This is a genomic window from Bacillus sp. FSL H8-0492 (genome assembly GCF_038006145.1).
Taxonomy (GTDB): Bacteria; Bacillota; Bacilli; order Bacillales; family Bacillaceae_G; genus Bacillus_A; species Bacillus_A mycoides.
In genome coordinates, this window is record NZ_JBBOUP010000001.1 from 1,528,221 (window position 1) to 1,540,978 (window position 12,758).

12 protein-coding genes are annotated in these 12,758 nt (G+C 36.4%); all 12 read left to right on the forward strand.

Features of this window, described 5'->3' with window-relative positions; translation table 11 throughout:
- The first annotated feature begins 82 nt into the window (after positions 1 to 82).
- The 12 genes from MHH66_RS07870 (at position 83) to recA (ending at position 12,501) form a co-directional block, all read left to right on the forward strand.
- Positions 83 to 1,615 (forward strand): ABC transporter ATP-binding protein, encoded by a 1,533-nt coding sequence (locus tag MHH66_RS07870; protein WP_012261536.1) that lies wholly within the window; start codon positions 83 to 85, stop codon positions 1,613 to 1,615.
- The gene (locus MHH66_RS07875) at positions 1,608 to 2,666 is read left to right on the forward strand and encodes an ABC transporter permease (protein ID WP_002190491.1); all 1,059 of its coding nucleotides are present in this window, start codon (positions 1,608 to 1,610) and stop codon (positions 2,664 to 2,666) included. Before MHH66_RS07870 ends, MHH66_RS07875 begins: the two co-directional genes overlap by 8 nt.
- Positions 2,667 to 3,626, forward strand: a complete 960-nt coding sequence (locus tag MHH66_RS07880; protein WP_002190490.1) for an ABC transporter permease — start codon at positions 2,667 to 2,669, stop codon at positions 3,624 to 3,626.
- A gap of 210 nt (positions 3,627 to 3,836) precedes the next feature.
- Entirely contained in the window at positions 3,837 to 5,111 is a 1,275-nt protein-coding gene (yfmF, locus tag MHH66_RS07885; RefSeq protein ID WP_078184334.1) for an EF-P 5-aminopentanol modification-associated protein YfmF, read from the forward strand.
- Positions 5,112 to 6,413, forward strand: coding sequence for an EF-P 5-aminopentanol modification-associated protein YfmH (gene yfmH / locus MHH66_RS07890; protein WP_063219182.1), 1,302 nt, complete (start codon positions 5,112 to 5,114; stop codon positions 6,411 to 6,413).
- A 101-nt stretch (positions 6,414 to 6,514) separates the two neighbouring features.
- Positions 6,515 to 7,228, forward strand: a complete 714-nt coding sequence (ymfI, locus tag MHH66_RS07895) for an elongation factor P 5-aminopentanone reductase (protein ID WP_078184333.1) — start codon at positions 6,515 to 6,517, stop codon at positions 7,226 to 7,228.
- 76 nt (positions 7,229 to 7,304) lie between these two features.
- Positions 7,305 to 7,553 (forward strand): DUF3243 domain-containing protein, encoded by a 249-nt coding sequence (locus MHH66_RS07900; RefSeq protein WP_000114449.1) that lies wholly within the window; start codon positions 7,305 to 7,307, stop codon positions 7,551 to 7,553.
- Between the two features lie 139 nt (positions 7,554 to 7,692).
- Positions 7,693 to 8,478, forward strand: a complete 786-nt coding sequence (locus MHH66_RS07905) for a DUF3388 domain-containing protein (protein ID WP_078184332.1) — start codon at positions 7,693 to 7,695, stop codon at positions 8,476 to 8,478.
- Positions 8,479 to 8,499: 21 nt separating this feature from the next.
- Positions 8,500 to 9,426: a helix-turn-helix domain-containing protein gene (locus MHH66_RS07910; protein WP_002165210.1), complete on the forward strand. Its 927-nt coding sequence runs from the start codon at positions 8,500 to 8,502 to the stop codon at positions 9,424 to 9,426.
- Between the two features lie 63 nt (positions 9,427 to 9,489).
- Positions 9,490 to 10,068: a CDP-diacylglycerol--glycerol-3-phosphate 3-phosphatidyltransferase gene (gene pgsA / locus MHH66_RS07915; protein WP_002014596.1), complete on the forward strand. Its 579-nt coding sequence runs from the start codon at positions 9,490 to 9,492 to the stop codon at positions 10,066 to 10,068.
- A 20-nt stretch (positions 10,069 to 10,088) separates the two neighbouring features.
- The gene (locus MHH66_RS07920) at positions 10,089 to 11,327 is read left to right on the forward strand and encodes a competence/damage-inducible protein A (protein WP_033731186.1); all 1,239 of its coding nucleotides are present in this window, start codon (positions 10,089 to 10,091) and stop codon (positions 11,325 to 11,327) included.
- 142 nt (positions 11,328 to 11,469) lie between these two features.
- Positions 11,470 to 12,501 (forward strand): recombinase RecA, encoded by a 1,032-nt coding sequence (gene recA / locus MHH66_RS07925; protein ID WP_002014599.1) that lies wholly within the window; start codon positions 11,470 to 11,472, stop codon positions 12,499 to 12,501.
- The last annotated feature ends 257 nt before the right edge of the window (positions 12,502 to 12,758 follow it).

Here is a 12,758-nt window from a genome sequence, read left to right on the forward strand (position 1 = left end):
CTTTGTATGTATAAAACTTCCAAATTGCTTAATAAGTTAATAGTGTAATAGGGGAATGTTCCCTGTTAAAAGGAGGAACGAAATGGAATACGTAATTGAGATGAATAATATTACGAAAGTATTCCCAGGCATTGTAGCGAATGATGATATTACGCTGCAAGTAAAACAGGGAGAAATACATGCTTTACTTGGAGAAAATGGTGCAGGGAAATCCACATTGATGAATGTACTATTCGGTTTGTATCAGCCAGAACAAGGTGAAATTAAAATTAAAGGAACACCTGTAAAAATTACAAATCCGAATATTGCGAATGATCTTGGTATTGGGATGGTCCATCAACATTTTATGCTTGTTCATAATTTTACAGTTACAGAGAATATCATTCTCGGTAATGAACCGAAGAAAAAAGGGAAAATAGCTGTTGAAGAAGCTGCTAAAGAGATTCAAAGGTTGTCTGAACAATATGGTTTAGCTGTAGATCCATACGCGAAAATACAGGATATTTCTGTTGGTATGCAACAGCGTGTTGAAATTTTAAAAACACTTTACCGTGGAGCGGAAATTTTAATATTTGATGAACCGACTGCAGTGTTAACACCACAAGAAATTCATGAATTGATTCAAATTATGAAAAAGCTTGTGCAAGAAGGAAAATCTATCATTCTTATTACTCATAAATTGAAAGAAATTATGGAAGTTTGCGATCGTTGTACAATTATTCGCAAAGGAAAAGGGATTGGAACTGTTGACGTTGCAAATACGGATGAACATAAACTTGCAGAATTAATGGTCGGACGTCAAGTGAATTTTAAAACAGAAAAAATAGACGCTACGCCCAAAGAAGAGGTACTTTCTATTGCAAATCTTGTTGTTCACGATGCACGCCAACTGCCTGCTGTAAAAGGCCTTGACTTAACTGTTCGTGCGGGGGAAATTGTTGGTATTGCAGGAATCGATGGAAATGGACAAAGCGAATTAATAGAGGCAATTACTGGTTTACGAAAAGTTGAGTCAGGTTCTATTGCAATTAAAGGGAAAGAAATAACGAATTGGCCTGTTCGAAGAATTACAGAAGAAGGAATTGGTCATATTCCAGAAGATCGTCATAAGCACGGACTAGTTCTTGATTTTTCTGTTAGAGACAATATAGTTTTGCAAACGTACTATAAAAATCCATTTTCAAAGAAGGGGATTTTAAACTTTAGCAAAATCACAGGGAAAGCGAAGGCACTTATTGAACAGTTCGATGTACGTACACCTAGCGAACAAACATTAGCGCGTGCTCTATCTGGTGGGAATCAGCAGAAAGCTATTATTGCACGTGAAGTAGATCGTAATCCGGATTTATTAATTGCAGCACAGCCAACACGTGGTTTAGATGTAGGTGCAATTGAATTTATTCATAAAAAATTAATCGAGCAGAGAGATAATGGGAAAGCGGTTCTTCTTTTATCTTTAGAATTAGAAGAAATTTTAAATGTGAGTGATCGGGTTGCGGTTATCTATGAAGGGAAAATTGTAGCAATTGTGAATGCGAAAGGCACAAATGAACAACAGCTTGGTTTGCTAATGGCTGGAGGAACAGAGAAAGAGCAGGTGGGTACAAATGGCTAAAAAACTTTTAACAGAGCGAACGATAAATATTTTAGTCCCAGTACTATCCGTTATTTTTGGTTTAATTGTTGGAGCGATTGTAATGCTGGTTAGTGGCTATGATCCAATTGTTGGTTATAGTGCGCTTTGGACAGGTATGTTCGGCAGTGCTAGTGCGATTGGTGAGACACTTCGCACTATGATACCACTTATTCTTGCTGGATTATCGGTGGCGTTTGCATTTCGTACAGGTTTATTTAATATCGGGGTAGAGGGTCAACTATTAGTTGGTTGGCTTGCGGCAGTTTGGTTCGGTTATGCGGTCTCACTACCAGCGTTTCTTCATATTCCATTATCTATTTTATTTGCAGCAATGGTGGGTGGAATATGGGGCTTTATTCCTGGTTATTTAAAAGGGAAGTTTAAGGTTAATGAAGTTATTGTAACAATAATGATGAACTATATCGCGTTATATGTAACGTATGACATAATTAAACGCTTTTTACATGAGGGCAATGATAAAACATACGATATTAAAGCGAGTGCATCTTTATCTTCAGATTGGTTAGCTGCAATAACTGATGGTTCACGTCTTCACTGGGGAATTATTGTTGCAATTTTAGTAGCAATCTTAATGTGGTTCTTATTAGATCGAACAACTCTAGGTTATGAATTAAAGTCAGTAGGATTTAATCAACATGCTTCTCAATATGCAGGTATGAAGGTTTCTCGTAATGTAGTATTCTCCATGACAATTGCTGGTGCATTTGCTGGGATTGGTGGAGCAATGGAAGGGCTAGGAACATTCCAAAGCATGACAGCAATGTCTTCATTTACAGGGATTGGATTTGACGGAATTGCCGTAGCGCTTCTTGGAGGAAATAATCCATTTGGTATTATCCTTTCAGCATTGTTATTTGGTGGTTTGAAAAGTGCTTCCCCTCAAATGAACTTTGAGGCAGATGTACCATCAGAACTTATTAACGTAATTATTGCATGTATTATCTTCTTTGTTGCATGTAGTTATGTTTTAAGATGGGCGCTTACACGCATGAGCAAGGAGGGGAAATAAATGAGCTTTTTAGATATATTAGCCATTCTTGTGACAGGTACGTTATATACATCAGCACCTTTAATTTTTACAGCATTAGGTGGTGTATTTAGTGAACGATCAGGTGTTGTAAATATTGCGTTAGAAGGACTAATGCTATTTGGTGCATTTGTTGGAATTGTTACAACCTTATTAATGGGTGATACTTGGGGAACGATGACTCCATGGATTGCATTACTATTTGCGGCAATTGGTGGTGGATTATTTGCATTACTTCACGCGGTAGCATCTATTACGTTCCGTGCTGATCAGGTTGTAAGTGGTGTAGCGATTAACTTCTTATCTCTTGGTTTAACAGTATTTGCGATTAAGAAGATTTTTGATAAAGGGCAGACAGATTTTATTCAATACCGTATTGAAAAAATCGATGTCCCAGGTCTATCAGATATTCCAGTTATCGGAAAAATATTTTTCTCAAACGTACCGTTAACATCGTATATTGCCATTATTTTAGCATTTGTTGTTTGGTACATTATTTATAAAACACCGTTCGGTCTTCGTCTACGTGCTGTTGGTGAACATCCAATGGCAGCAGATACGATGGGGATTAATGTATATAAAATGCGTTATATTGCAGTTTGTATATCTGGAATGTTTGCAGGAGTGGGTGGTGCGGTCTTCGCAATGTCGATTTCTGGTAACTTCTCAGGTGCTACAATTACTGGACAAGGTTTCTTAGCACTAGCAGCTATGATCTTTGGTAAATGGAATCCACTTGGTGCTCTTGGAGCCGCACTGTTCTTCGGATTTGCTCAATCACTTGGGATAACAGGTGGTACAATTCCTGTATTGAAAGAAATTCCAAGTGTATTCTTAACGATATTACCGTATGTATTTACAATATTAGCACTTGTTGGTTTTGTAGGCCGATCTGAAGCTCCGAAAGCATTAGGAACGCCTTATGAAAAAGGAAAACGATGAGTATTTAGAAAGTATAAAAAAAGCTCGCACATTAGTGCGGGCTTTTTTACATAGAATATATTTAATACGGAATTTTACTATGTTCCTTACATATTAAAGTTTTTAGAAAGACTCAAATGTAAGCATAATAAGGAAGAAAAGTTGATTTTTTATTTCTAAAAACTGTATATTGAAGAGGAATATTCCTACATACGTAAAGGAGGGCTATTAATGAAACTAATGGAACAGCAACTGCATGAATTAGGTGGCTTGCGAGTACATATTATTCCGACTGATAAATTTAAAACAAATACCTTTGTATTTCGTTTTAAAGCACCTTTAAATGAGGAGACGGTGACAGAGCGTGCCCTATTGCCGTACGTATTGCAAAGTGCGACAGAAAAACTGCCTTCTGTAATTCGTCTTCGTCAATATTTAGAAGAATTATATGGATCTTCTTTAGCGGTAGATGTAAGTAAAAAAGGGGAAGACCATATTATCTCTATTTATGTAGACATTGCAAATGAAACATATTTACGCGATGCACCACCGTTATTTGAAAAAGCGCTTTCTATGTTATCTGATATTGTTTTACATCCAGCAACAGAAGGGGACGGTTTTCTATCTTCTATTGTAGAAAGTGAGAAACGAGCACTCTTGCAACGAATTGAAGCTACTTATGATGATAAAATGCGTTATGCAAATGAGCGTTTAATTGCAGAAATGTGCAAAGTAGAACCATATCGCTTAAGTGCAAATGGAAAAAAAGAAAGTGTTGCTTCTATTACAAATGAAAGTTTGTATCAATATTATCAAAAAGTGTTAGCTGAAGATGAAATGGATTTATATATCATTGGTGATATTTCAGAAGATGCTGTGGGGCTTGTAAATAAGTATTTTTCGATTTCACCTCGCGCTATGAAAGAGAGAAATGTACTTCTTCATAAACGAAATAATGAAGAAAAAGAAATTGTTGAACAACAAGAACTAAAGCAAAGTAAATTAAATATCGGCTATCGCACATTCATTACGTATAAAGATGAAGATTATTTTGCATTACAATTGTTTAACGGATTATTTGGAGGGTTTTCTCATTCGAAGTTATTCGTAAATGTCCGTGAAAAAAATAGTTTAGCGTACTATGCAGCATCGAGATTTGAAAGTCATAAAGGTTTGCTCTTCGTTATGTCTGGAATTGAAGCGAAGAACTTTGAAAAAGCTGTTGAAATTATTAAAGAACAGATGAAAGCAATGCAAAGCGGTGATTTTTCAGAGGAAGAGATTCAGCAAACGAAAAGTGTAATTCAAAATCAAATCTTAGAGGCAATTGATACACCACGTGGTTTTGTTGAAATGCTTTATCACGGGGTGATTTCAGAGCGTACGCGTCCAGTTGAAGAATGGCTAACGGGCATAGAAAGCGTGACGAAAGAAGAGATTGTGAAAGTTGCTAATAATATTGAACTAGATACAATTTACTTTTTACATGGAACGGAGGGAGAATAAATGGAGAAAATTGTGTATGAGCAATTAAAAGAGACGCTATATTATGAAAAACTTCCGAATGGATTAGACGTATATATCTTACCGAAACAAGGCTTCAATAAAACATTTGCAACATTTACGACGAAGTACGGTTCTGTTGATAATACATTTGTACCGCTTGGAAAAGAAGACATGACTCGTGTACCAGATGGAATTGCTCATTTCCTTGAGCATAAATTGTTTGAAAAAGAGGACCATGACGCGTTTCAATTGTTTAGTAAACAAGGTGCTTCAGCGAACGCTTTTACATCTTTTACAAGAACCGCTTATCTCTTTTCCTGTACATCAAATGTAGAGAGAAATTTAAATACACTGTTAGACTTTGTACAAGAACCGTATTTCTCTGAAAAAACGGTTGAAAAAGAAAAAGGTATTATCGGTCAAGAAATTCAAATGTACCAAGATAACCCAGACTGGCGTTTATACTTTGGATTAATCGATAGTTTGTTTGTGAAACATCCAATTAAAATTGATATTGCAGGGACGATTGAGTCTATTAGTAAGATTACAAAAGACCTACTGTATGAATGTTATGAGACTTTTTACCATCCGAGCAACATGTTATTATTTGTTGTTGGAGCGATTGATCCTGAAAAAACAATGGATTTAGTTCGTGAAAATCAAGCGAAAAAAGATTACGAAAATCAACCAGAAATCGTTCGCTCTTTTGAAGAGGAACCAGAAGAAGTAAATGAAAAGAAAAAGATTATTTCAATGCCTGTTCAAACTCCAAAATGTTTAGTTGGTATTAAGGCAACGAATTTAAAAGAAAAAGGGCAAGCTCTGTTAAAACAAGAAATTGCGCTTACATTACTTTTAGATTATTTATTTGGAAAAGGGTCAGTTCATTACGAATCTTTATATAATGAAGGTCTTATTGATGATTCGTTCTCGTATGACTATACAGAAGAAAATAACTTCGGTTTTGCAATGGTTGGTGGAGATACGAAGCACCCTGATGAATTGGCAGAGCGATTAAAAGGTATTTTACTACAAACGAATTATGATCAGTTAGATGAGACTGCGCTGGAACGGGTGAAGAAAAAGAAAATTGGTGGATTTTTACGATCGTTGAATTCACCTGAATATATTGCAAATCAGTTTACACGATATGCGTTTAATGAATCTAGTTTATTTGATGCTCTTACAGTGTTAGAAGGATTAACTGTTCAAGACCTACAACAAGCAGCAAAAACATTATTAGTTGAAGAGAAAATGAGTGTCTGCCAAGTGTTACCAAAAAATGAAGTAATATGTGAATAAAAAACGCAGTATCTATATCCCTCATCTAACGTTTGGTTATTGCCAAATGGTAAGATGAGGGTATTATTTATTTATACATAAAAAGATAAGAGAGGGAATTTATGAAAAAGTATGCATTAGTAACTGGAGGAAGCGGAGGGATTGGCTCTGCTATTTCGAAGCAGTTAATCGAGGATGGTTATACAGTCTATATTCATTACAATAAAAACGAAGAGAAGATAAGGGGGTTACAAAAGGAGTTTGATGCAGTGATTCCTGTGCAAGCAAATTTAGCTTCTATCGATGGAGCAGAGAAATTGTGGGGACAAATCGAACATCCTATTGATGTTATTGTATACGCAGCTGGAAAGAGTATATTTGGATTAGTAACGGATGTTACGAATGAAGAATTAGATTATATGGTGGAGCTTCAAGTGAAGAGTGTATATAGACTTTTATCGATGGCGCTTCCGCCGATGATCGGGCGGAGAAGTGGTAATGTTGTTGTTATTTCATCCATTTTGGGGCAAATAGGAGCGTCTTGTGAGGTGCTGTACTCAATGGTGAAAGGTGCACAAAATTCATATGTGAAGGCTTTAGCGAAAGAAGTTTCTCTAAGTGGATTGCGCGTTAATGCGGTAGCGCCAGGTGCGATCGAAACAGAAATGTTAAATGTATTTTCAGAAGATGATAAAAATGAAATTGCTGAAGATATTCCATTAGGTAGAATAGGACTACCCGAAGAGGTAGCAAAAACAGTCTCCTTCCTCGTTTCGCCAGGAGCTTCTTATATTACGGGGCAAATTATCGGAGTGAATGGCGGTTGGCATTGCTAAAAAATTCTTACATAAAAAACAAGAAATTGTACAAATTAAGCATGATTCTATTACTAAAATAGTGAGGTGCTTAAACATGTCAGTGTTAGATAATTTTGATCAGTGGAAGAGCTTTTTAGGAGAACGTTTAGAACAAGCGGGGGGAAAAGGGCTTGATGGTGGTGCCGTATCAGATATGGCATTTCGTGTTGGTGATTATTTAGCAAATGAAGTAGAAGCGCGCAACGATCAAGAAAAATTATTGTCTGAGCTTTGGAAAGTTGCTGATGAACAAGAGCAACATACAATTGCAAATTTAATGGTGAAGTTTGTACAACATAAGTAAAAGTAGAGAGGAGCTTCTCCTCTCTACTTTTTTTGTATAGTAATTAGGAGGAATAGATTATACATTTAGCTTCCCTATTAAGGTGAAATCATATAATATAGTACGTAGGTGTAAAGTAAGCGTAGGGGAGTGATCTTGGATGATTGAATGGTATTTTGAATATGAAATACATAAAAACCGACCTGGCTTACTTGGTGACGTTTCTTCGTTAATCGGTATGCTTGGCATCAATATTGTCACAATTAATGGTGTAGATAATGCACGACGTGGACTTTTGCTTATGTGTGATAATCAAGAACAAATCTCTAGACTTGAATCAATTTTAAATACGATGGATAATATAACGGTAACGAAATATCGTCCGCCAAAGCTTAGAGATAAGCTAGCAGTTAGACATGGTAGGTACATACAACGAGATGCAGATGATAAGAAAACATTTCGATTTGTGCGTGATGAATTAGGATTGCTTGTAGACTTTATGGCGGAGATAATGAAAAAAGAAGGTCATAAATTAATTGGGATACGAGGAATGCCTCGTGTCGGAAAAACAGAATCTATTGTTGCCGCAAGTGTTTGTGCAAATAAGAGATGGTTATTCGTATCATCTACTTTCATTAAGCAAACTGTTCGTAGCCAATTGATTGAAGATGAGTATAGCGACGATAATATTTTCATACTAGATGGAATTGTGTCGACAAAGCGTGCAAATGAAAGACACTGGCAGCTCGTTCGTGAAATCATGAGATTGCCTGCAACGAAAGTTGTGGAACATCCGGATGTGTTTGTGAGTCAGTCAGAATACACATTGGATGATTTTGATTATATTATCGAATTGCGTAACGATTATGATGAAGAAATTCAATATAATTTAGTAGATGAAATTGAGCAAGGTACGCAAAACAATTTCTCTATGTTCGACTTTTAAAGAAATATTGAGGTGTTAGTAGTGACGGAATTAGGACAAAAGCTGACAGAAGCAAGAGAAGCGAAAGGCTTATCTATTGATCAGCTGCATGAGATTACAAAAATTCAAAAACGCCATTTAGTAGCGATTGAAGAAGGCAATTATGATGTGTTGCCAGGAGCTTTTTATGCGCGTGCATTCATTAAACAATATGCAGATGCTGTTGGATTAAATGGAGAGGAACTGCTTGTGGAATATCAGAGTACGATACCACAGTCTGAAAAACGTGAAGTTCCACAAGTATCAACTGGACAAAAAACACAAGAAACAATGCAAAAATCTTCATCATGGCCAATTGCGGATCATATGCCCAAAATTTTGATTGCGTTGTTAGTAATCGCATTTGGAGTGGTAGTCTGGTTTGTTATTCAAGCGTTAACTGGAAAAGATGATAGGCAAGTTCAAAATGCTCAAAGTGAAAAAATTGAGGTTCAAAAAGCAAAAAATTCTCCGTTAGATACGAAGAAAGATGAAGCGAAAGCGGAAGAACCAAAAAAAGAAGAACCAAAAAAAGAAGAACCAAAGAAAGAAGAACCAAAGAAAGAAGAGCAACCAGCGCAACCAACTGGACAACAAGAAGTGAAGGTAGTTGGAACGAGTGGTAAGGTATCTACTTTGGAAATTCATAATAATAAAACATTAGAACTGGAAATTTCGGCGAAGGGTGCAAGCTATGTAGATGTTAAAGATGATGCGGGTAACGAAATTCTAAACACTACAGTACAAAGTGGTCAAACAGAAAAACGTGATTTATCAACAGTAAAAGAAGTGCGGCTTAATATTGGAAGTGCACCAAATGTTGAAATTAAACTGAATGGCCAAGTGGTTACTTTCCCATTAGATCCAGCAAAAGAATATCACCAAAGATTGGTGATAAAAAACCAAGGGATAGGGCAAGCTGCGCAATAACAGTCATCGCTTCGATGACTTTTTTCAATGAACAAATGTTTTTGACATGATGGAGGAATAGCTGTGAATTTACCAAATAAAATTACAATATCTAGAATCTTCTTAATTCCAATTTTTATGGTAATTATGTTAGCGCCCTTTGAGTGGGGCTCATTTATAATTGGTGATGTAGAGTTACCAATTCAACATTTAGTAGGGGCACTTATCTTTATTATTGCTTCGGCTACAGATTGGATTGATGGACATTATGCAAGAAAGTATAATCTTGTAACGAATTTAGGGAAATTCCTTGACCCGTTAGCAGATAAATTACTTGTTTCGGCAGCACTTATCACATTGGTAGAAATGCAATATGTACCTGCTTGGATCGTTATTGTAATTATAAGCCGTGAGTTTGCAGTAACAGGTTTACGCCTTGTACTTGCTGGGACAGGAGAAGTAGTTGCAGCAAATCAGCTAGGGAAAATTAAGACATGGACACAAATTATTGCGATTGCAGCATACTTATTACATGATGTACCGTTAAATCTACTTCATATTCCAGTTGCAGATATTTTCATATGGATTGCGTTATTCTTTACCGTTATTTCAGGATGGGATTATTTCTGGAAAAATAAAGATGCTTTTGTAAACTCAAAATAGAAGTTTATGGGGGAATTGGGATGAATGCTGAAATTATTGCGGTTGGAACGGAATTATTACTTGGACAAATTGCAAATACAAATGCCCAGTTTTTATCTGAAAAGTTAGCTTCAATCGGAATTAACGTGTACTACCATACTGTTGTTGGGGATAATAACAAGCGATTACAGAAGGCAATTGAATTGGCTGAAGAACGAGCTGATATGCTCATTTTCACAGGTGGATTAGGACCGACAAAAGATGATTTAACGAAAGAAACAATAGCGTCTAGTTTAGATGAAGAGCTTGTGTATGATGAAAAGGCATTAACATCGATAAGCGATTATTTTAAGCGTACAGGCCGTGAATTTACGGAGAATAATAAAAAGCAGGCGCTCGTTTTAAATGGATCGACTGTATTTGCGAATGATCACGGTATGGCGCCTGGTATGGGATTAAATACGAACGGAAAAGTTTATATTTTATTACCAGGACCACCAAAAGAAATGAAGCCGATGTATATAAGTTACGTAGAGCCTTTTTTATGTAAGTTTACAACGGGGGAAAATATTTATTCTCGTGTTCTTCGTTTTTTTGGTATTGGGGAATCTCAATTAGAGGTGAAAGTTCAAGATTTAATTGATGGACAAACGAACCCAACCATTGCACCACTTGCAAATGATGGAGAAGTGACATTACGTTTAACTGCCAAACATTATGATGCTGATGAGGCGGAGAAACTGATTCAGCATGTGGAAGATTTGATTTTAGAAAGAGTAGGAGAATTTTTCTACGGATATGACCAAGATTTCCTTCATTACAAGGCAATAAGGCTATTGAAGGAAAAAGGGTTAACTTTAGCGTGTGCAGAAAGTTTAACAGGTGGTCTTTTTGGAAATCAAGTAACAGAAAATGCTGGTGTTTCGTCTGTATTTAAAGGCGGTGTCATTTGTTATCAAAATGATGTGAAGCAACAAATTTTACATGTACCTGAAGAAGTGTTACGTACTGATGGCGCGGTTAGTAAACAGTGTGCTCGCTATCTTGCTGAAAATGTAAAGGAACTGTTAAAAGCAGATATCGGAATTAGTTTCACTGGGGTGGCTGGACCGGATGCTTCAGAGCATAAAGAACCAGGAACAGTATTTATTGGATTGGTGATTAAAGATGAACCAGCTGTAGTCTTCTCGCTTAATTTAAGTGGAAGTCGTCAACAAATTAGAGAACGCTCTACAAAATATGGATTTTATCATTTATTTAAAAAGCTAGAAGAGATATAAATTTCTTCTAGTTTTTTTTGTTGGAAAACCTAGTTTTATTCGATATAAAATAAAAAAACGAATAAATGTTCGATTTTTGTTGGCAAATTGAATTGAAAATAGGTATAATAAGATTAGCAATTTAGTTAAGGAGGAATTTTGAATGAGCGATCGTCAAGCGGCATTAGATATGGCGTTAAAACAAATAGAGAAGCAATTCGGTAAAGGTTCAATTATGAAATTAGGAGAACAAGCGGAGCGTAGAATTTCTACAATTTCAAGTGGTTCTTTAGCACTTGATGTGGCACTAGGGGTAGGCGGATACCCACGTGGCCGTGTTATTGAAATTTATGGACCTGAAAGTTCAGGTAAAACAACAGTTTCATTACACGCAATCGCGGAAGTACAGCGTCAGGGTGGACAAGCAGCGTTCATTGATGCGGAACATGCAATGGATCCTGTATATGCACAAAAATTAGGTGTTAACATAGATGAATTACTATTATCACAGCCTGATACAGGGGAGCAAGGACTAGAAATCGCAGAAGCACTTGTACGAAGTGGAGCGGTTGATATTATCGTAATTGACTCTGTGGCAGCTCTTGTACCGAAAGCTGAGATCGAAGGGGACATGGGTGACTCTCACGTTGGTTTACAAGCACGTTTAATGTCACAAGCACTTCGTAAACTTTCAGGTGCAATCAACAAATCAAAAACAATCGCAATCTTTATCAACCAAATTCGTGAAAAAGTTGGGGTTATGTTCGGGAACCCAGAAACAACTCCAGGTGGTCGTGCGTTGAAATTCTATTCAACTGTCCGTCTTGAAGTACGTCGTGCTGAGCAGTTAAAGCAAGGTAACGATATTGTTGGTAATAAAACGAAAGTAAAAGTAGTTAAAAATAAAGTAGCACCACCATTCCGTGTTGCTGAAGTTGATATTATGTACGGAGAAGGTATTTCAAGAGAAGGTGAAATCTTAGATATGGCTTCTGAACTTGATATCGTTCAAAAGAGCGGTGCTTGGTACTCTTATAATGAAGAACGCTTAGGACAAGGTCGTGAAAATTCGAAGCAATTCTTAAAAGAGAATACGGATTTAAGAGAAGAAATTGCCTTCTTTGTTCGTGAACATCACGGAATTGGTGAAAACTCTGGTGTTGAAGACACGGAAGATTCAACTCGTCAAGATTAAAAAATAAAAGACACGGTCCCGTGTCTTTTATTTTTTAATCCACTATGAAAGCGTTATATATAGCTGGAGATAAAATATTTATTCTATCCAAAAGGCTATGTGTAAAGGGGAATATTCATATATTTTAAGTGAATGAATTGGGATTTTCTAAGGTTTTCCAGGATAATATGCTGTCTGTTTTTTAAATCCATATAAGATTCAGGGCTTAAGGTAAAGAAAGTAAAAGTAGACAACGCTTGACAATGAAAATTGCGATA

Excerpts from the sequence above, each read along its gene's own strand:
- MHH66_RS07870 (WP_012261536.1), top strand. The coding sequence starts at position 83 with ATGGAATACGTAATTGAGATGAATAATATTACGAAAGTATTCCCAGGC.
- MHH66_RS07875 (WP_002190491.1), top strand. The coding sequence starts at position 1,608 with ATGGCTAAAAAACTTTTAACAGAGCGAACGATAAATATTTTAGTCCCA.
- MHH66_RS07880 (WP_002190490.1), top strand. The coding sequence starts at position 2,667 with ATGAGCTTTTTAGATATATTAGCCATTCTTGTGACAGGTACGTTATAT.
- yfmF (WP_078184334.1), top strand. The coding sequence starts at position 3,837 with ATGAAACTAATGGAACAGCAACTGCATGAATTAGGTGGCTTGCGAGTA.
- yfmH (WP_063219182.1), top strand. The coding sequence starts at position 5,112 with ATGGAGAAAATTGTGTATGAGCAATTAAAAGAGACGCTATATTATGAA.
- ymfI (WP_078184333.1), top strand. The coding sequence starts at position 6,515 with ATGAAAAAGTATGCATTAGTAACTGGAGGAAGCGGAGGGATTGGCTCT.
- MHH66_RS07900 (WP_000114449.1), top strand. The coding sequence starts at position 7,305 with ATGTCAGTGTTAGATAATTTTGATCAGTGGAAGAGCTTTTTAGGAGAA.
- MHH66_RS07905 (WP_078184332.1), top strand. The coding sequence starts at position 7,693 with ATGATTGAATGGTATTTTGAATATGAAATACATAAAAACCGACCTGGC.
- MHH66_RS07920 (WP_033731186.1), top strand. The coding sequence starts at position 10,089 with ATGAATGCTGAAATTATTGCGGTTGGAACGGAATTATTACTTGGACAA.
- recA (WP_002014599.1), top strand. The coding sequence starts at position 11,470 with ATGAGCGATCGTCAAGCGGCATTAGATATGGCGTTAAAACAAATAGAG.